The following is a 21,241-nucleotide window of genomic DNA, read 5'->3' as shown; positions in this document are numbered from 1 at the left end:
TTAGTTTTTTATAATTTTAAATACTTTTAATTGTTGTTTTTGTTGATAAACTTTTAACAAATAGATACCTGTTGCAAAATTTTTCATTGCTATTGATGTGTTTTCTTGATTTACTTTTCCTTTTTTCATCATCCTGCCATTGATATCAAAAATTGTAAAAGATAAATCTTCTAAGTTGTTATCTTTTAAATTTAAAACAATAAAATCTTTTGTAGGATTTGGATAGGTAATTGCTTTTAAAGTTAGAATTTTTAAATTGGAATTTGAAAGCGTATAAATTTCGATACTTTTTTGAACCCCTTCAGACAGCGAACCATTTGCTCCTGTAATAGTCGCAATAAAGGTTTGACCAATAGTATAAGTAGAAGAACCAGCACCAGTTGCTGTGTTTCCAGAAGTAACAACAGCTTCTTGACTATACGTAAATGATGTAAAAACTGTAAATAGTAGTGTTAGTAATTTTAATTTCATAAGAAAATTAATCACTTAAAAAACAATATAACAGCCCATTAAGGTATTTCGTAGAGTGTAATAAGCAATTTTGTCGTTTGGTTAGCTCTACAATATTAGTGAAAAATAAAATAACATAAATTTAAATTAAGGATTAATTTTAAAGGAAATATTAAAAAAAATTAATTAAAAATACAAATAAGTGTGTGTTTTTAAGGTTTTAAAAATAAAAAAGTCGTCAAAACAATTACAAACCGAGAAATAAAAAACGGGAAAAACCCTTTTTTTTTGCAAAATTCCTTATTTGTCACAAACTAATGATTAATTTATTAGCGGTAGATTATCAATTATTCATTTTCTAAAACTTGAATCATAAACTGATGTAATTTCTTCATTTGTATTTTTCCTTTATCCTTACCTATTTTGCCTAAAAAATATAGCAAGGTCCAAACCAAAGGCAATGCAATTAAAATAGCAACCGGAAAAAAGATAGATTGGTGAAGAGAATACCGAGAATAAGCAAGTACCAAAAAAATTAAAAAAGAAATTCCAATCAAAAAATGAATAAACATAAAAAGAGTCCAAACTTGTGGTTTTGGTCCAAATAATCCTTTTAAAGAAGCCGAATTTTCTGTTTTTTGAATAACCTCTAAATGCAATTGAGGCGACCAAAAATGTTCATCCTTTTTTAATACAGAAATAAAAATATGCCCATCCATAATAGTCCCTAAAAAAGCACAATCATTTTTATTAAATGCCTTTTTAAAAGCTTCAAGAATGGTATCAGCATTTTCGGTCAAATCAATTTCAAATCTCGGTCTTAAAAAAACATCGCTATTTCTTTTTTCTGCAAGTAATATTGATTTATCAATCATCATTAGAACATTTTAAACTCCTTAAATTTACAATAAATTATAGTAACGTAAAGTGTATCTTTGCAAAAAATATCAGCAAAAAAAATGAATAGTATAGTTGCAATTGTAGGAAGACCAAATGTAGGGAAATCGACACTTTTTAATAGATTGGTGCAAAGAAGAGAAGCTATTGTAGATTCTGTAAGTGGTGTAACTAGAGATAGACATTATGGAAAATCTGACTGGAATGGAAAAGAATTTTCTGTAATAGATACTGGTGGGTATACTATTGGCTCTGATGATGTTTTTGAAGAAGAAATTAGAAAACAAGTAAAACTTGCCATAGAAGAAGCAGATTTAATTGTTTTTGTAGTGAATGTAGAAGATGGTATAACACCTATGGATGCTGAAGTTGCCAAACTTTTACGAAAAGTAAAAAAGCCAATATTTACTGTGGTAAATAAAGTTGATAACGCAATGCGTGAACCAGATGCTGTAGAATTTTACAATTTAGGGTTAGGCGAATATTTTACAATTGCATCTATAAATGGAAGTGGAACTGGAGATTTATTAGACGCACTAGCAGAAAAAATGCCAGAACCAGAACAAACAATTGAACAAGAGTTACCAAGATTCGCTGTGGTTGGGAGACCAAATGCTGGAAAATCTTCTTTTATTAATGCTTTAATTGGCAAAGATAGAAATATTGTAACCAACATTGCTGGCACAACAAGAGACTCTATAGATACTAAATATAATAGATTTGGTTTCGATTTTAATTTGGTTGATACAGCTGGGATAAGAAAAAAATCGAAAGTAAAAGAAGATTTAGAATTCTACTCTGTAATGCGTGCAGTTCGAACTATAGAATACTCAGACGTAATTATTTTAATAGTTGATGCCACTCGTGGTTTTGAAGGACAAGATCAAAATATTTTTTGGTTGGCAGAAAAAAACAGGAAAGGCGTTGTTATTTTAATAAATAAATGGGATTTGGTTGAGAAAGAAACCAATACAATGCGCGATTTTGAAGCTATGGTTAGAAAACAAATTGAACCATTTACAGATGTGCCAATTGTATTTATTTCTGTGTTAACAAAACAACGTATTTTTAAAGCGATAGAAACTGCAGTAGAAGTTTTCGAGAAAAGAAAGAAAAAAATACCAACAAGCAAGTTGAACGATGTAATGTTAGAGATCATTAAAAACTATCCACCTCCTGCAACAAAAGGAAAATTTGTAAAAATAAAGTATTGTATGCAATTGCCAACTGAAACGCCACAATTTGCTTTTTTTTGCAATTTACCTCAATATGTTAGAGATTCTTACAGGCGTTTTTTAGAGAATAAATTAAGAGAAATTTACGATTTTTCAGGCTCACCAATCACTATTTATTTTAGACAAAAATAAACAGAATGCGCTCTTAGATACCGTAAAAACTTTAAAAAACACATAAACTTAAAAAATAATTAAATACATTTGTTTTTAATACCCTCAAAATAAAAAAAATGAAAAAAATAAGTTTAGGTCTTTTAACTCTTGCATTAGTTCTATCATCATGTGGCAGCAGCCCTAGTACAGATGTAAATGATACACCAACAGCCATTGATGATGCTGCTTCTACAGATGTAAATACTTCAGTGAATATAAACGTTTTAACAAACGATAAATTTGGAGATGATGGTCCTAGTGTTGGTCCAATTGCATTAGTTTCTTCAACTTCTGCAAATGGCGGAACTGTAACTGTAAATAACGCAGGAACCGCTAATGATCCTACAGATGATACAATAGATTATACACCTTCAGCTACCTTTGATGGTACAGACAATTTTAACTATTCTATTTCTGATGCTGATGGAGACACTTCAACAGCAACAGTAAGTGTTGTTGTTATTCCTCCAACTGGCCCAATTGCAGGAACAACTTTTAACGATGGTGCATTAAAATATACAATAACGAACTCGACCAACAGAGAAGTTTCAGTTCAAAAGAGCTCAGATGCTGGTCCTAATGGAGTATTAGATTTACCTGAAACTATAGATCAGTTTAATTTAACATATTCAGTAACTAGCATTGCAGACAATGGTTTTGCAGATAGTTACAATATAACAAGTGTTAATATTCCAAATAGTTTTAAGAAAATTGGAAGTTTTGCTTTTTATTATTCTTACAGTATAACTAGTATTACTATTTCAGATACTGTTACAAGCATTGGTAATGATGCCTTTGGTACATGTTTAAGTTTAACAGCCATCAATATACCCTCTGGAACTAACCATTTATCTACCGGAATTTTCACCAGCTGTAGAAGTTTAGCAACTATTAACATTCCAAACACAGTAACAAGCATAGGTGATAATGTTTTTTACGATTGTAGTAGTTTAAACAATGTTACCATTCCAAGTAGTGTTGCAAATGATAATATGGGTGCTGCAGTATTTGGTTTATGTGCTAGCTTAACCAATGTAACTTTTCCAAACAGTTTTTCAAAAATACCAAATCAAACATTTTACGCATGTAACAATTTACAGAATTTTTCAATTCCAAGTAATATTACTTCTATTGGTTCAGCTGCTTTTTATGAATGTAGTATTTTAAAAGAAATTACAGTACCAGCTACTGTAACTACTATAGGAGATGCTGCTTTTGGAGCATGTGTTAAATTAACAAAAGCTGTGTTACCAAATTCAATTACAAACATACCAAACAATCTTTTTGCAGATTGTTTTCAACTAATTGATGTGAACATTCCTGCTAATTTAACCAATATTGGAGCTGGAGCTTTTTATAATTGCGGAGAATTAAAATCTATTACACTACCAAATACAATAACAAGCATAGGCTCAGCAGCTTTTGCAAATTGTGATGAATTAGGAAACGTTACCATTCCAAGTAGTATTACAACTATAAAAGAATCTACTTTTTACAATTGCAGTTCCTTTACAGAACTTAATATTCCAAGTGGAGTAACATCTATAGAGCCGAGTGCATTCGGAGGTTGTAATGGCCTTAGTAAAATAACAATCCCAGCAGGAGTTACTGTTTTAGCTGACAAACTATTTTGGAATTGCGCAGGTTTAACCGAAATTACAACCTTAGGTAATATTACTCAAATTGGCGATTTTACTTTCGGTAATTGTTTTGGTTTAAATAAATATACAGCTCCAAATACTGTAACTAGCATAAAAGATGGTGCTTTTTACCAATGTACGAGTTTAACTGAAATTACTATACCAAGTGCAATAAATAGTATAGGTGACCAAGTTTTTTATAATTGTGGTCAATTAACAAAAGTAACTGTAAACAAAGCGACACCCTTAACAATAAATGCAAATACATTTGAATTTGTTCCTTTAGGCAGCGCTTCTTTAAAAGTTCCTGCTGCTGGAGTATCTGCTTACAGTAGTGCTGATGTTTGGAAAGGTTTTGGAACCATATCAGCTCTTTAATTTTTTTTTAAATTAATATATTTTAAATAAACAAACGGTTTGGCTAAAATCAAATCGTTTGTTGCATTTAATAAACTACATAATATCTTATTATAACATTAACAATAAAAGCTACTAGACTGTGCATTATTTATACTGATAGATTTGCATTAATTCTATCTTAAGATTACTACATAAACAATATTAAAACTTTTAAAAAAAAAAATTAAACACAAGAAACTCTTTATAAATTAAGGAGTTATTTTGATAAAAATTAATATATTTGAGTTTTATTAAACAATGAAGGAATACTTAAAATGGTTTTTTTCATATATAAATTATAAATAAAAAAACTTCCAAAAGAAAATGATGAACTTATTAAAGGTAGACACTACTTTTAAGTTACTTAAAAATAGCATTTTATGCTTTTTAATGTTTTTAAATACAGCTGTTTTCTCCCAAAATAAACCTATTGAATCAAGCTCCAAAACAAATAATTTATCTACAGAAATTACTGAAAATGAATTATTGAAAATAGCTAATGATTGCGTTGCCACAAAAGAATATGTAAAAGCGGAGTTAATTATATCAAAAAATTATAGCCGCTTTTCTGAGAGTTTAAATGTAAACTGGCTTTATGCTCACCTTTTATCAATAAATAATAATAAAAAAGAAGCAGAAATTAAATTTAAAAAAGCAATTTCTATTGCTCCTAATACTTTAAATCTTGAAAAAGATTATGCCAGGTTTCTTTATGAAATGGGTGAAATTAAAAAGGTAGAATCTATTTTAGATAGAATTATTGATGAAAATTCAAAGGATGCCGAATTTCTATTAATACAAGCATATCTTAATTTTTGGAATGGTGATGTTAAAAGTTCTGAAGCAAAAATTGCAAGAATTAAAGAAATATATCCAAATACAGCCATTACAAAAAGCTTAGAAGAACAGATAAACGAATTAATTTCTGCGCGTGTAAACGTAAATTTTGAGTATCAATCAGACTCTCAACCTTTGCAATATTTTGCACATCATTTAGCTGCTGGTCAGTACATTTCAAAATATTTCAACCCAGAAATAGCAATATCAACGTATCATTTTTCACCCGAAAAAGACCTAGCTTCAATTGTAACTTTAAGCAATCAAATTCGCTTTTATAAGTTAAAATTAAAAGTGAATATACATGGGGGTGTTTACATCAATTTATCCGATAAATCAGATTGGATTGGTGGTGTTAGTCTTCATAAAGATATCATCAAAAATATTTCTGTAAACTTAGGATATTCTAAAAAAGAAGTGCTTGGTACAATAGTGAGTACCACATTTAATTTAACAAGACAAGATGCATTTGGAGAATTAGATTATTTTAATAAATGGATTATTCTACATGGAGGTTATAACCAACAATTTTACAAAGACGGAAATGAGATAAAATTAATTGGAGGTTGGCTAGTTTCTCAACCTATCAATATCAGAAATTTTAATTTTCAAGCAGGATATGGTTACAATTTTTCTGATTCAAAAGACATCTTATTTATTTACGATAATAATGGTCTAGGCGTTTACAATCCTTACTTTACACCAAGAGAGCAGGAAATTCACTCTGCATTATTCATAGCAAATTACAATCCAACAAAAAAATTAAATCTTCAGGCTAAAGTTAATTATGGAATTCAGGCTACTGTTCAGAACCCATATCCAATTGAAGTAACTCCAAACAATTTTGAAATTGGAGGTTTTTATGATGAAAATTTTAAATACACTGAAATAGAAGGATCAATTAATTACACTTTCTCAAATAATTTTAGAATGAGTGCGAATTACATTAATCAAGAAACATTTTTTTACAATAGAAACAATTTTAACTTAGAGTTGAATTATACTTTTTAATGAATTCGAAATTACGAAACGATTTATGGGAATTTAAAGAGGCTAAAAAAGTAACAGGCTTAGATAAAGCTGTGTTCTTAGGTCTAACTTTAGCAGGTTTATTAAGCATCTTTAACCTGGTTGAATGGTGGTTTAAAGGCGAGCATATTTCTAATCTTTTTTTATTCATTATTTTAAGTCTTTTCTTTTTATATGGTATTCTAAGAGTTGCTTTGGTATGGGTAAATTATCTGCGAATTCAAAAACCTAAAGAAGTTCCTGTTCCAGAAAAAAACTTAAGTGTTGCCGTTTTTACAACCTCTGCACCTGGAGAACCTTTATCCATGTTCGAAAACACGTTTAAAGCACTAAAAAACTTAAACTACCCACATACCACTTATTTATTAGATAGTACAGAAGATATTGCCTTTAAAGAATTAGCAGAAAAACACGATGTTGTTTGGTTAGATTTGGCAAATTTACCTGGCGCAAAAGCAGGTAAAATTAACGAAACATTGAAACGAACAAAAGAAGAGTTTATACTTATTTTAGACCCAGATCATATTGTTTTTCCTAATTTTTTAGATCAAACATTAGGGTTTTTTCAAGATGATAAAATTGGTTTTGTTCAAGTAAGTCAAGGTTATTACAATATGTATCGATCTTTTACAGCAAAGGGGGCTGCAGAACAAACTTACACATTTTATGGGCCAACTCAAATGGGTTTATATGGTTATGGAGGAGCAGTTGCAATTGGTGCTAATTGTACGTTTAGAAGAACCGCTTTAGAAAGTATTGGAGGTCATGCTCAAGGTTTAGCAGAAGACCTACAAACTTCTATTAGAATTCATGCGAAAGGATGGAAATCTGTTTACAATCCTGTAATTGTAAGTCGTGGCTTGGTACCAGAAGACTTTACATCATTTTGTAAACAACAATTAAAATGGGCAAGAGGAGTTTTTGAATTACTTTTTGATGAAATTCCAGGCACTTTAAAACATTTAACTTTCTGGCAAAAATTATCTTATTTATCTATTGGAACTTATTACTTATTTGGCCCTATAACTGCCTTTTTTATTTTTATACCTTTATTGTTCTTTACAACAAAAATAAGTCCTGCAAGTATGGATTTTACTGAGTTTATTATATTGGGAGCACCCATTCTGCTCGTATCAATATTAATTTACGCTTATGCACAAAGGTTTTTGTGTGATAAAAAAACAGAAAAAGGAATTCATTGGAGAGGTATGGTTTTAAAATATTCTTGTTGGCCTGTGTTTACATATGCTTTTTATTTAACCTTAATTAATAAAAAAATTCCTTATATTCCTACTGCCAAAATAGCTGTAAAAGGTTTTTTAAATCCTTTTGTAAAACCGTTAATACTTTATTGTATTGTGTTTTTGCTAATGTTGGTAGGTATTTACATTGAGAGAAGATATTACATTCCAGAGAGCGAATTAATTCTTACAGCCGAAAAAACTTGGGCTATGATAGGTTTTGCTATGATTGCCTTTATTCAATTTTTAGGAGGTATTGGAGCCGCTTTTAAATCTTTGTATATTACAGCAGAAAATGCTTGGAGCAGAGTTGTTGTTACGACTGATAAAAAAATAAAAATAAAAAAATAACCAAAAATAACTAAAAGTATGAAAGTAGTAATTTTAGCAGGTGGATTTGGTACTAGGTTAAGTGAGGAAACAGCCTCGATTCCAAAACCGATGGTAAAAATTGGTGATAAACCAATTATTTGGCACATCATGAAACATTATTCTAGTTATGGTTTTAATGATTTTGTAATTTTAGGAGGATATAAATCTTACGTTATTAAAGAATATTTTGCAAATTATTACTTGCATCAATCAGATGTTGAGTTTGATATGACAAATAACAAAATGACAACATTAGATTCTAAAACAGAAGACTGGAAAGTAACAGTATTAGACACTGGTTTGCATACTATGACTGGTGGGAGAATTAAAAGAGCTGCAAAATATTTAAATGAACCATTTATGTTAACCTATGGGGATGGTGTGAGTAATGTAAATATTAGGGAACTTGTAGATTTTCATAAAAGTCATTCGCAAAAAGTAACCATGACTTGTGTGCAACCAGAAGGTAGATTTGGTGCTGTAGATATTAATGCTGATACCAACGTAATTAATAGCTTTATGGAAAAACCTAAAGGAGATGGAGCTTGGATTAATGGAGGTTTCTTTGTTTGTGACCCAATAGTTTTCAATTATCTTGAAAATGATACTACAATTTTCGAAAGAAGCCCTTTAGAAAATATTGCAAACGACAACTTATTAGCAGCATATAAACATACAGGTTTCTGGAAACCTATGGATACTTTAAGGGATAAAAATGAGTTGGAGTCTAAATGGGCAGAAAATAAAGCACCTTGGAAAACATGGTAAATTTCGAATCCCTATTTGAAGGAGTTTATAAAGATAAAAAAGTTCTTTTAACTGGTCACACAGGTTTTAAAGGACCTTGGCTAGCACTTTGGCTAGAAAAAATGGGTGCAAAGGTCTATGGGTTTTCATTAAAAAATGAAGATGAAATCAATCATTTAAGTTTATTAAACCTTGGTATAGAAGAAAAGATAAACGACATTAGAAATGCGGATGTTTTGGAAAAATATTTCCAAGAAGTTCAGCCAGACATCGTTTTTCATTTAGCAGCACAAGCTTTGGTAAGAAAATCTTATGATGATCCTGTAGAAACATTTTCTACAAATGTAATGGGCACTTTAAATATTTTTGAAGCTTGCAGAAAAACATCTTCTGTAAAAGCTATTATAAATGTTACCACAGATAAATGTTACGAAAATAAGGAATGGGAATGGGGCTACAGAGAAAATGAACCCATGGGTGGTTATGATCCTTACAGTGCTTCTAAAGGATGCTCAGAATTACTAACATCATCTTATAGAAACTCTTATTTTAATCCTAAAGATTTTGGTAATAAACACGAAGTATTATTAGCAAGCGGACGTGCTGGAAATGTAATTGGTGGTGGTGATTGGGCTGTAGATAGACTAATTCCAGATATTATAAAAGCAACTGCAAAAAATGAAGCTGTTTTAATTAGAAACCCTTTAGCAACAAGACCTTGGCAACATGTTTTAGAACCTTTAAGTGGGTATTTAACGTTAGGTTGGAAATTACTTAAAAAAGAAGTTTCTGCTGCTGAAGGTTGGAATTTTGGCCCAGATAATAATAGTAATTTACAAGTGGGTGATATTGTAAAATTATCTCATGAATATTGGAATAATATCCAAATTGAAATCAGTAAAAATACAGATGAACATCATGAAGCAAATTTATTGATGTTAGATTGCTCAAAAGCAAATAAGAAATTAAAATGGAAGGCTGTTTGGGGAATTGATAAAACGATTGATAAAACTATAAGTTGGTATAAAGAATATTACGAAAACAATAAAATTTTATCTCATAATGATTTAGAGGAATATATATCCGATGCAAAAGCAGCAAATATTTTATGGGCAATATAAACATGAAAAATAAAAAAGTATTGGTTGTTGGTGGAAATGGCTATTTGGGTAGCTTTTTAGTAAAAGCACTAAAAAAAATTGAAGCCTCAGTTTTTATTGTTTCTAGCAACTGTAAAGAAACTGATACTGAATTTATTGTTGATATTACTAATTTTGATGAAACCTATAAAGTAATTCAAAAGATAAAACCAGATTTTGTTTATCATTTAGCTGCGAACATTAGTAGAGATAGAGATTTTTCTATTTACCAAAAAATGTCTGCAGTGAACGTACAAGGAACATTAAATGTTTTAAAATCTTTAGAAAATATTGATGCACATTTTTTATTTACTTCTACTAGTGAAGTTTATGGAAATAACACATCACCTTTTCACGAAAATCAAGTACCAAAGCCAGTATCTCCCTATTCTTTAACCAAAATAAATGCAGAGCTATTAATTCAAACCTATTGTAACCAATACAATAAAAAGTTTACCAACCTACGTGTATTTAACTTTTATGGAGAACATATGCCAGAGAGTTTCTTTATTCCTCAAATGATTCTATCACTAAAAAAGGGTGAAGATTTTTTGATGACCAAAGGAGAACAAGTAAGAGATTTTTTATATGTAGGAGATGTTGTAGATGCACTAATTTCGGTAGCCAAAACAACAGATTCTTATGGCGAAACTATGAATATTTGTAGTGGTAAAGGAACTAAATTAAGCGAATTAGCAACAGCAGTAAATAGCACAATGAATACCAAAGCTAAAATTTTGTTAGGAGCAATTCCTTATAGAAATAATGAGGTTTGGGAAATGATAGGAGACAATTCAAAAATTAAAAAAATTACAGGTTTTGAGCCAAAAATCAGTATCGATAAAGGCATGGAAATCGTTATAAATAAATCATAATTATGTCATTCAAAAAAACATCTAAAAGACTTTTTAACGTATTACTTGCTTTAGTGTTAGGTTATTTTGTTATTTATGGTTTAGCAGCCGTAAGTAAAAGCTCTAAAGGACCTTTAGGAGGATTTCTAGAAAATTTAAGCAATATGGTTCAGAATTTTGAGCGCGATAATATTCTAGGTAAAAGAGAAAAGAATAGAGAGAAAAAATTAAAATGGTTCGATGCGCAAAGAAAAAATAAGTATGCTCTTTTAAAAACTAAATATATTCTTTTTGGGGCCTCTGATGATAGTAAAGGAGAATCGTACGAAAACATTATCAATTTAGAAGATTCTTTAGCTTTAACTTTTCCAATTATTCATATTTACAAAGCTTGGGGTGAAGGTCAGGAATACGATTTCCCTGTAAATGAAGTAAATGCAATCAATAGAATAGGTTCTGTACCAATGATTACTTGGGAACCTTGGTTTGGAAAATTCTCTGAAGATAATTTTCCTAAGATTGGACCTCCAGAATTAAGAGACAGACATGGTTTAACCTCTGTAGCGAATGGTAATTATGATGCTTATATAAAAGAATGGGCATTGGAAGCAAAAAAAGTAGAATATCCAATTTATTTAAGAGTTGGCCATGAAATGAATGATCCATATCGTTATCCATGGGGACCTCAAAATAACGATCCGTCTGAATATGTTGCTGCTTTTAAACACATTAGAGATGTTTTTGAATCTGTAGGAGCTACAAATATGATTTGGGTTTGGAGCCCACATTTAACCTATGGAAAATTTCAAGAATATTATCCAGGAACAGACTATGTAGATGTTGTTGCTACAGGAGCATTAAATTACGGAACAAGCACAAGTTGGAGTGATTGGTGGACATTTGAACAAATTTTTGGAAATTATTACAAACAATTGGAGTCTTTTTACAAACCAATAATGATTGCAGAATTTGGATCTTTAAAACCTGGTGGAAGTAGGGCAAAATGGTTTGCAGATACTTTTAATGATTTTTATACAAAATATCCTTATGTAACTTCTATTGTGTTTTTCCATTATTCAAGTGATGGTTCTACTACTTACAAAAATGTAAGTTGGTATATTAAAGATGACACAGAAGTAACAACAGCTATAAAAAATGAATTAAATAAATGGCCTGCAAGTATTAAAGAACCTGTTTCAGAGTAGCTATTTATTATTTTTTCATCAATAACAATTATAAGATAAAGGCAGTAAAATAAATTACTGTCTTTATTTTTTAATAAAAATCTTCTATCTAATTCATCATTACTTATTCCAAATCAAAACAAGTTCTATATTTTTTTGTAACTTTCTAAATATTTTTCGTCTAAGTATATACATTTTCAACGTATAATCATGAATATAGTTACATCTAATAAGGCCATTGAAACAGAACTACCTCTTCAATTAAACATCTCTTTTAGAAAAGTTTTTGTAATGTTCGAAAAATATGCTCATAAAGAATTTAATGAGCATCCTTATCATGAATCTGCTAAAAAAATGGTTACTTTATTTAAAAATCATCCAGAGCTAATCAATGGTTTTTCTAATCTTAATCTATTAAAAACTTACAATAAACAAATAGATCTTTTATTAGAACCTTTATTTCCAGAAGCTTTGCAATCAAATGAAATTAAAGCTGCAAGTATTCCTTTCTCTTTTACTTCTTTTAAATTTACAGATCGCTTTGAAAATATTCTTGAAAATGCTGGCGATAATTATGAGTTAAAAGTTCGAAATTTTGAAGACGATAGCATGTACATTTTGGCTTGTACATTTATTTTAGGATTTGTTTATAATTTTAAAATTGATATGAAAAGACCTTTTTATTTCGATATTCCAGATAAAAATTCTGGCACTATGAAATATTACAGAGCAGCCTTAAATGCAGATTTTTCAGAAATTACGCCTACAGAAAATGCACCAGAATTAAACAGCGAAGATTTTAGAGAGCTACTAAATAATTTTGAGAATATCGATTTTTGGAAAGAAAAATTCCCACCAAACAGCTATGTTTTTAAAGGTTTTGGAATTATAAATTTGTTTGATGTTACTTCAGAAGAAATGATTTCTTCTATAAAAGCAAATTTATTGGCAGGTGGAGATGAACTGATATACAAGCTTCAAAATAATTTAAGAGATTTTTACAGTATTAAAGACTTGCGTTTGGGTTATTCCATTTTCGATAATATTAATTCAAAAATTTGCGAAACCATCGTTAAGAAATCAAATAGCCTAATTTTAAATAATAAAGAAGAAATAGCATGTAACAACAGCTATTTTTGCAATGGAATAATGCAGAAAGTTTTTATTAAACACGAAACATTTATTATTTCTGATATCGAAAGATATGGTTTAGAAACGAATTACAATCCTTTTTATAAAACCTTATATAAATCTGGTATTCAGAGTATTATAATCATTCCCATTCAAGCTACCATCAATGGAGATTTGGCATTATTAGAAATTGCATCTCCAAAAGCTTATGATTTAAATTCCGTAAATGTTAATAAATTAAAAGATATTATTCCTGTTTTTGAGGCTGCAGTTAAAAGAACATCAGAAGAACATCAAAATATTTTAGAAGCAACCATACAAGAAAATTACACCTCTATTCATAGCTCAGTAAAGTGGCGTTTTTATGAAGCCGCAGAAAAATTTTATCAAGAATCACAAATAAACGAAAATGCAAAATTAGACGAAATTATATTCGATAATGTCTATCCTTTATATGGTCAGAGCGATATTAAAGGTTCTTCTGCTGCTAGAAATAATGCTATTAAAGAAGATTTAGTAACCCAGCTAACCTTAGCAATTAATGTATTAGAAGAGGCTTGTAAAAAAGAATCTTTACCAATTTACAAGGAGCTTATGTTTCGTGTCTCTACCTATTTAAAAGATGTTAAAAAAGATTTAAACGCAGGCGATGAAATAAATATAGTAGAATTTTTAAGTCGTGAAATTTATCCTGTATTTAATCATATTAAAGAGATAGATAGCGAACTTTCTAAAAATGTTTCCATTTACATGAATCGTTTAGACAAAAATTTAGGTTTGGTTTACGAAAGAAGAAAAGAGTATGAAAAAAGCGTAGAACACATAAACGAAAAACTTTCTGACTATATCGATTTAAAACAGAAAGAAGCTCAAAAAATGTACCCTCACTATTTCGAAAGATACAAAACAGATGGTGTAGAATTTAATATGTATATAGGTGAATCTATTACGAAAGAAAACTCTTTTGATGCTATTTATTTATACAATTTACGTTTATGGCAATTACAAGTAATGTGCGAAATGGAAAATATTGCTTTTAACGAACGTGAAAATATGGATGCAGATTTAAAAATAGCATCTCTTATTTTAGTGCATAGCAATCCAATGGCCATTAAATTTAGAATGGACGAAAAGCAATTTGATGTTGATGGCGCTTACAATATCCGTTACGAAATTATTAAGAAAAGAATTGACAAAGCACATATAAAAAACACTTCTGAAAGAATAACAGTTCCTGGGAAAATAGCAATTGTATACTCACAAGATAAAGATGCTTTAGAGTATATAAAATATATCAATTTCTTACAATCTCGAAAGCAATTAGGTAAATTAGAGTTCCTAGAATTAGAAGATTTGCAAGGTGTTTCTGGTCTAAAAGCTTTAAGAGTAGAGGTAAATTACCAAAAAGATTTCAATGAAAAAGATATCATTACATTTAATGATTTAATAAAACAAATAGAAGTTTAAAAGAATCTAACCTCTTGCTTGGATAACAAATGCTGCAACAAAAGCAATAGCGCTCACAATAATACCAATCATAAAAACGGTATATGTTATTCTTAAAAGACCGTATTTTCTGTTAAGCACCAATCCTAAAAAGTACAAATCTTTAGTTAAAGAACCATACAAATAATCTCTGTCTTGCATCATTTCTTTAATTCCCCATTCAAAATCATCTAACTTCATTTTATGAAAATTACCAAAAAATAATAAGTTTACTTTTTTGTTAGCAACATCTTCCTTGGTAAACTTACCTTGTGTTACATTTGGTCTTGTTGCCAAAATTGATAAAATCATGCAAACTACTGTAAAGGTTACAAAAATTAAAGAAGGTATCAATAAATAATCGTTAGAAGGATTGTCTAATTTTGGTATTAAAGTAGAGAAAGACATCGAAATAATAATGGCATTTACAGAAAGTAAAATATTTGCTTTAGTATCTGCAATATCACTTAAAGTAATATGGTTCCTTAAGGCTACTCTAAACATGGTTTCAACACCTCTTTCTGGCACATCTCCTTTGTTTTTTTTAAGCTCTAGTGCTTCTTGTTTTTGGTCAAATTTCTTATTATTTTCTAATAATTTATTTTGATCTTTAATTAATTTTACCAAGTTTTTAGACTTATCCTCACTCCAATTTTTTAAAGCATAATCTGTATAAAATTTCTGCGTTAGCGTAAAAAATTCAATATTTTCCTTAATCCAATCTGCATCAGAAACCTTTTTAAATCCTGTTAACTCCCACTCTTTTCTAAGAAGAGCTGTATAATCGAAAAATTTCTTTGAAGCCAAATGTGCACAATCTGCATCGCTTATAATTTCTTCTAATTTACTAGTTGGTTTAGAACCCATTTTGGTAGCCATAATAATTTTGCTAATAGCTTCAATTCTACTAGCATCAACGTTTTGTGATTCTAACCAATTTCTTGCTATACTTACACTTTCTGCTTCATGACCAATAGCTCCTTTTATAAAACCTGTATCATGAAACCAAGAAGCTAAAATTACATCTTCTTTTTCTTGCTCAGTACTGGTTATATTTTCGCAAATTTCTTTTGTGTTTTTTACAACTCTCTGAGTGTGAGAAATATTATGATATACATAGTTTTTTTCTAAATTTTTGTTCAAGAAATTTAACACATAAATCTCTGCGTCAGAAACTAATTTACTCATTCTAAAAAATTTTATAAACCAAAAGTAAGCAATAAAAACAACTTTTTATTCTGTTTATTAATTGTAAATTTATGCTGCTTTATGCGACTATAGAACAAAATACAAAGAATGTTAACTTGGAAAGATATTATTAATTACGCAACAAAAGGAAACCCAACTCCAAATAAAAGAGTTGAAAAATCTGAAAAAGAATGGAAAGCTCTGCTAACTGATGAGCAATTTAGAATAACCAGAAAAAAAGGAACTGAGAGACCACATTCAGGAGAATTATGCAGTATTTATGATGAAGGCCAATACAATTGTGTTTGTTGTAACACGCCTCTTTTTGATTCTACTATAAAATACGAATCGAGTTCTGGTTGGCCAAGTTTTACGCAGCCGATCAAAGAAAATGCCATAAAATATCATAAAGACACAACTTTGGGTATGATAAGAGTTGAAGTTTTATGCAATACTTGCGATGCTCATTTAGGACACATTTTTCCTGATGGACCAGAACCAAGTGGATTGCGTTATTGCATAAATTCTGAATCCATGCAATTAGAAAAAGGGCTTGTAAATGATTAAATTATTTGATACAGAAAGATGACATAAAACAATTTTAGAAACGCCTAATTTAAAATACTTGTTTTTAGATGTAGAAAAAACCATGAAAATATGGACGAATTAAGAAATTTGTATAAGAATAGAAAATTAAATTTTTCTGCAATAACAATTAATTATAAAAAGTTGAGAAATCCTTCTTGATAGAGATCTTCAAAAATGGATTGATAAATTATGATGAAACTAAACTTGATTGAAACTTTTACTAAAGAATTACCAGCAGATGCTGTTTTAGAAAACTCAAGAAGACCAGTAGAAGGCGCAGTTTTTTCTTATGTAAAACCTAAAAAAACTGCAAATCCAAAAGTACTGCATGTTTCAGATGAAATGATTGCTGAACTCGGAATTTCTGAAGAAGAAACAAAATCTGATTTTTTTAAAAATGTATTTACTGGTAATGAAGTTTACCCGAATACAAAGCCATTTGCAATGTGCTATGGAGGTCATCAATTTGGAAATTGGGCAGGACAATTAGGAGATGGTAGAGCCATCAATTTATTCGAAATTGAACATAAAAACCAAAACTGGAAAGTACAATTAAAAGGTGCAGGAGAAACTCCATATTCAAGAACTGCAGACGGTTTGGCTGTTTTACGCTCATCTATCAGAGAATATTTATGCAGTGAAGCAATGTTTCATTTAGGTATTCCAACAACCCGTGCTTTATCTCTAAGTTTATCTGGTGATAATGTTTTACGTGATGTCATGTACGATGGAAATCCGGCTTATGAAAAAGGCGCAATTGTATCTAGAATTTCACCTTCTTTTTTAAGATTTGGAAACTTTGAGATTTTTGCAGCAAGAAATGACATTAAGAATTTAAAAATATTGGCTGATTATACAATCAAACATCATTTTTCGCATATAGGAAAACCATCCAAAGAATCGTATATCAACTTTTTTAAAGAAGTTTCAGAACGAACTTTAGAAATGATTATTCATTGGCAAAGAGTGGGTTTTGTGCATGGAGTAATGAACACAGATAACATGTCCATTTTAGGTTTAACCATAGATTACGGACCTTATGGTTGGTTAGAAGGTTTCGATTTTGGCTGGACACCAAATACCACAGACAGGCAAAATAAACGTTATAGATATGGAAATCAACCAAATATTGGCTTATGGAATTTGTACAAATTAGCAAATGCATTATATCCAATAATTGAAGAAGTCGAACCTTTAGAGGCAATTTTAGATCAATATAAAATCGATTTTCAAAAGAAATCTTTATTAATGATGAAATCTAAACTAGGTTTGTTTTTAGAAATTAACAATGATAGTAAGTTAATTCAGAATTTAGAGGACAATTTACAATTAGTAGAAACTGATATGACAATTTTCTTCAGAAATTTAAGCAACATTACAAAAAATGAAAAAGATTTTGAAGTTATAAAAGAAGCTTTTTATGATTTTGAAAATATTTCTGAGGAAGTAAAAAATAAGTGGAATTTATGGTTTAAAAACTATTCTAAAAGATTGCAAAAAGAAGTGTTTACTCCTCATCAAAGAAAAGAGAAAATGGATGCTGTAAACCCAAAATATGTTTTAAGAAATTATATGGCACAATTAGCCATAGATGCAGCTGATAAAGGTGATTATTCTCTAATTAACGAATTATTTCAATTATTAAAAAAACCTTATGATGAGCAATTAGAATATGAAAAATGGTTTGCAAAACGTCCTGAATGGGCAAAAAACAAAGTAGGATGCTCTATGTTAAGTTGTAGTTCTTGATGAATTTTTTAAAATACATTTTAAAAATTCCAGAAAGACATTGTTTTGGAATTTACAACAGCAAAAAATATAGCATCACTAAAGAAGTTTTTATTAATGGTAAATCCTTTAAAATCTTTGCAAAAGAATTAAAAGGAAACGATTTTATCAGTTTAAATTATTATATCACATCAAAAAACGAATTCTTAAAACCTTGTGAAATGCCGCAAGAAAAGGTAATTCATTTTTTAAAAAACGTACAATTAAATAAAGTGAAAATTATGAAAACAAATAAAAAAGCTTACATAGCAGGTGGATGTTTCTGGGGAATGGAAGATCTTTTTAGAGCAAGACCAGGAATTTTAGATACAGAAGTTGGTTATATAGGTGGTAAAAATGAAAACCCTACTTATAAAAATCATCCAGGTCATGCAGAAGGAATAGAGATTACATATGATTCTAACATAACCTCATTTCAAGAAATTTTAGATTTTTTCTTTAGAATTCATAATCCAACTACAATAAATAGGCAAGGAAATGATATTGGATCTAGTTATAGGTCTGCTATATTTTATCAAAATGAAGAAGAAAAAACAATAGCCGAAGAAATGATTAGTATTGTAAATGCCTCAAAAAAATGGGATGGATCTGTGGCAACAACTCTCGAACCTTTTGCCCCTTTTTGGGCTGCAGAACCTGAGCATCAAGATTATTTGGTAAGAAAACCAAATGGCTATACTTGCCACTTTTTAAGATTTAAAGAAAGCTTTATTTAAAAAAATGAAATTAGGTTTAGGAACAGCTGCTTTAGGAAGACCACAATATATAAATGTTCGTCAAGAAACTTTTAATAATTCTGATTTAACAAGTTTTAAAAAAAACAGTTTTTTAGTTTTAGAAGACGCTTATAATTCAGGAATTCGATATTTTGATACTGCTCCTGGTTATGGTTTAGCAGAAGAATTGGTTTTAGAATGGTTGCAAACTAAAAACGATAAAACCATAGAAGTTGCTACAAAATGGGGCTATACTTACACCGCAAATTTTAATGCACATGCAAAAGTTCATGAAGTGAAAGAGCATAGTTTAGCCAAATTAAATGAACAATGGGAATTTTCTAAACAACTCCTGCCCTACTTAAAAGTATATCAAATTCATTCTGCAACTCTAGAAACTGGAGTTTTAGAAAATACAAAAGTTTTAGAAAAATTAGCTTTTTTAAAAAAAGAACATCATTTAAAAATAGGAATTACAATAACAGGAACAAACCAAACAGAAGTAATTCAAAAAGCTTTAAAAGTTAAAGTTAATGGTGATTATTTGTTTGATGTTTTCCAAGTAACCTACAATTTTTTAGACCAAAGTTTATTAGATATTGTTGATGAATTAACATATCAAAATAAATCGATAGTAATTAAAGAAGCATTAGCTAATGGTCGTGTTTTTAGAAATTCGTCTTATCCAAAATATAATACATTATATACCACTCTAGAAAAATTAGCAGAAACATATAAAGTTGGGATTGATGCCATTGCTTTACAATTTGTGTTACAAACCATACCAAAAAGTACTATTTTAAGCGGTGCAAGTAATCAAAATCAATTACATCAAAACTTAAAAGCCAACTCATTTTTACTTTCTAACGATGAAATCGAACTGCTAAAATCATTTAAAACTTCAGCAGATTTTTACTGGAAAGAAAGAAAACAGTTGAAATGGAACTAACCAAAATTGCTTTTGGTGGTGGTTGTCACTGGTGCACAGAAGCTGTTTTTGAATCTTTAAAAGGCGTTGAAAAAGTTTCTCAAGGTTGGGTTGCATCCACAGAAAAAAATAGTTCATTTTCTGAAGCAGTAATTATTGAGTTTACTAATAAAATTGAATTAAAAACATTAATAGAAATTCATTTAGCAACGCATAAAAGTACCAGCAATCATTCTATGAGAGCAAAATATCGTTCTGCAATTTACTATTTTCATCCTGTACAAAAATCTGAAAGTGAATTTATTATAAAAGAACTACAATCCAATTTTAATGACAAAATTATCACTCAAATTTTGCCTTTTAATAATTTTAAACCCTCAAAAAGCTGCTTTCAAAATTACTATCAAAAGAATCCTCAAAAGCCTTTTTGCGTTAAATATATTCAGCCAAAATTGCACCTTTTATCTAAAGAATTTTCAAATCATATGAAATAAAATTGAGTTTTTAACGAATAGAATTTAATTTCAATTTTGCTATTTTTAAAGAAATTATAGTAACTTTAGCTAAATTAAAAGTTATGAAAAAATAAAAATTTCCAGATTATCCATTTTTTATTGTTGTTAGGTAATTTTTTACTTGATTCTAATTATAAAAAAATAACAACTGAGTCTATTTCTTTAAATTTAAAAGCAGTAAAATAATTAGAAACAAAGTCAATTTGGATAGAATAATGGATGCCTGAAAATTAATCACAAAAAAAGAACCATGAACATCAATTTTAAAATAAATAACAAAGACGTTTCTGTTACTATAGAAGATGAAAATACACCTCTTTTATGGGTTGTAAGAGATTTATTAGATTTAAAAGGAACAAAATTCGGCTGTGGAAAAGCGGCTTGTGGAGCTTGTACTTTGCATGTAAATGATGCAGCTGTTCGTTCTTGTTCTTACGCAGTGAAATATGCTGAAGGCAAAAATATAACTACTATAGAAGGTTTGGGTGATGCAGAAAACCCACATCCTGTGCAACAAGCTTGGATAGAAGAAGTAGTGCCACAATGTGGATATTGTCAACCAGGTTTTATGATGGCAACTGCTGCTTTACTTAAAGAAAATCCAAACCCTACAGATGATGATATAGACAACAATATCGTTAATATTTGCAGATGTGCGACCTATTATAGAATGCGAAAAGCAATACATAGAGCTGCTGAATTAACCAGAGAAACTAAAATTTAGG

18 protein-coding genes are annotated in these 21,241 nt (G+C 29.6%); 15 read left to right on the top strand and 3 right to left on the bottom strand.

What is annotated here, in order from left to right; genetic code table 11:
- The gene (locus WAO74_RS01425) at positions 1–471 is read right to left on the bottom strand and encodes a T9SS type A sorting domain-containing protein (RefSeq protein ID WP_422159062.1); all 471 of its coding nucleotides are present in this window, start codon (positions 469–471) and stop codon (positions 1–3) included.
- 326 nt (positions 472–797) lie between these two features.
- Positions 798–1,328 carry a GTP-binding protein gene (locus tag WAO74_RS01420; protein WP_422159060.1) on the bottom strand — a complete coding sequence of 177 codons (531 nt, stop codon included), beginning with the start codon at positions 1,326–1,328 and terminating at the stop codon, positions 798–800.
- Between the two features lie 81 nt (positions 1,329–1,409).
- Between WAO74_RS01420 and der the strand changes: the two genes are divergently transcribed.
- The 9 genes from der to WAO74_RS01375 all read left to right on the top strand — a co-directional run bounded on the left by der (position 1,410) and on the right by WAO74_RS01375 (position 14,775).
- The gene (der, locus tag WAO74_RS01415; protein ID WP_422159059.1) at positions 1,410–2,714 is read left to right on the top strand and encodes a ribosome biogenesis GTPase Der; all 1,305 of its coding nucleotides are present in this window, start codon (positions 1,410–1,412) and stop codon (positions 2,712–2,714) included.
- Between the two features lie 98 nt (positions 2,715–2,812).
- The gene (locus WAO74_RS01410) at positions 2,813–4,753 is read left to right on the top strand and encodes a leucine-rich repeat protein (protein ID WP_422159056.1); all 1,941 of its coding nucleotides are present in this window, start codon (positions 2,813–2,815) and stop codon (positions 4,751–4,753) included.
- A 345-nt stretch (positions 4,754–5,098) separates the two neighbouring features.
- A complete protein-coding gene (locus tag WAO74_RS01405; RefSeq protein ID WP_422159054.1) occupies positions 5,099–6,622 on the top strand; it encodes a hypothetical protein in 1,524 nt (507 codons plus the stop codon).
- Positions 6,622–8,232: a glycosyltransferase family 2 protein gene (locus WAO74_RS01400; protein ID WP_422159052.1), complete on the top strand. Its 1,611-nt coding sequence runs from the start codon at positions 6,622–6,624 to the stop codon at positions 8,230–8,232. Before WAO74_RS01405 ends, WAO74_RS01400 begins: the two co-directional genes overlap by 1 nt.
- A gap of 18 nt (positions 8,233–8,250) precedes the next feature.
- On the top strand, positions 8,251–9,021 hold the full coding sequence (gene rfbF, locus WAO74_RS01395; protein WP_422159050.1) for a glucose-1-phosphate cytidylyltransferase: 771 nt from the start codon (positions 8,251–8,253) through the stop codon (positions 9,019–9,021).
- A complete protein-coding gene (gene rfbG / locus WAO74_RS01390; RefSeq protein ID WP_422159048.1) occupies positions 9,015–10,121 on the top strand; it encodes a CDP-glucose 4,6-dehydratase in 1,107 nt (368 codons plus the stop codon). Before rfbF ends, rfbG begins: the two co-directional genes overlap by 7 nt.
- A 2-nt stretch (positions 10,122–10,123) precedes the next feature.
- A complete protein-coding gene (locus tag WAO74_RS01385) occupies positions 10,124–11,014 on the top strand; it encodes an NAD-dependent epimerase/dehydratase family protein (RefSeq protein WP_422159046.1) in 891 nt (296 codons plus the stop codon).
- Between the two features lie 2 nt (positions 11,015–11,016).
- Positions 11,017–12,198, top strand: coding sequence for a glycoside hydrolase family 26 protein (locus WAO74_RS01380; protein ID WP_422159044.1), 1,182 nt, complete (start codon positions 11,017–11,019; stop codon positions 12,196–12,198).
- Between the two features lie 189 nt (positions 12,199–12,387).
- On the top strand, positions 12,388–14,775 hold the full coding sequence (locus WAO74_RS01375; RefSeq protein WP_422159043.1) for a GAF domain-containing protein: 2,388 nt from the start codon (positions 12,388–12,390) through the stop codon (positions 14,773–14,775).
- Between the two features lie 6 nt (positions 14,776–14,781).
- On the opposite strand, the gene WAO74_RS01370 is transcribed toward WAO74_RS01375, so the two are convergent.
- Entirely contained in the window at positions 14,782–15,981 is a 1,200-nt protein-coding gene (locus WAO74_RS01370) for a Pycsar system effector family protein (RefSeq protein ID WP_422159042.1), read from the bottom strand.
- 108 nt (positions 15,982–16,089) lie between these two features.
- On the opposite strand from WAO74_RS01370, the gene msrB reads away from it, so the two are divergent.
- The 6 genes from msrB to WAO74_RS01340 all read left to right on the top strand — a co-directional run bounded on the left by msrB (position 16,090) and on the right by WAO74_RS01340 (position 21,240).
- Positions 16,090–16,548: a peptide-methionine (R)-S-oxide reductase MsrB gene (gene msrB / locus WAO74_RS01365; RefSeq protein ID WP_422159041.1), complete on the top strand. Its 459-nt coding sequence runs from the start codon at positions 16,090–16,092 to the stop codon at positions 16,546–16,548.
- A 213-nt stretch (positions 16,549–16,761) separates the two neighbouring features.
- Positions 16,762–18,318, top strand: coding sequence for a protein adenylyltransferase SelO (locus WAO74_RS01360; RefSeq protein WP_422159082.1), 1,557 nt, complete (start codon positions 16,762–16,764; stop codon positions 18,316–18,318).
- 260 nt (positions 18,319–18,578) lie between these two features.
- On the top strand, positions 18,579–19,073 hold the full coding sequence (gene msrA, locus WAO74_RS01355; RefSeq protein WP_422159081.1) for a peptide-methionine (S)-S-oxide reductase MsrA: 495 nt from the start codon (positions 18,579–18,581) through the stop codon (positions 19,071–19,073).
- Between the two features lie 4 nt (positions 19,074–19,077).
- The gene (locus WAO74_RS01350; protein WP_422159040.1) at positions 19,078–20,022 is read left to right on the top strand and encodes an aldo/keto reductase; all 945 of its coding nucleotides are present in this window, start codon (positions 19,078–19,080) and stop codon (positions 20,020–20,022) included.
- Positions 20,013–20,495: a peptide-methionine (S)-S-oxide reductase gene (locus WAO74_RS01345; RefSeq protein WP_422159039.1), complete on the top strand. Its 483-nt coding sequence runs from the start codon at positions 20,013–20,015 to the stop codon at positions 20,493–20,495. Before WAO74_RS01350 ends, WAO74_RS01345 begins: the two co-directional genes overlap by 10 nt.
- 271 nt (positions 20,496–20,766) lie before the next feature.
- Positions 20,767–21,240 carry a (2Fe-2S)-binding protein gene (locus WAO74_RS01340; RefSeq protein ID WP_422159037.1) on the top strand — a complete coding sequence of 158 codons (474 nt, stop codon included), beginning with the start codon at positions 20,767–20,769 and terminating at the stop codon, positions 21,238–21,240.
- Position 21,241 lies beyond the last annotated feature (1 nt).

Origin of the sequence: Polaribacter sp. (assembly GCF_049276715.1) — a bacterium.
Lineage (GTDB): Bacteria > Bacteroidota > Bacteroidia > Flavobacteriales > Flavobacteriaceae > Polaribacter.
This window is presented reverse-complemented; position numbering and strand designations above follow the sequence as displayed.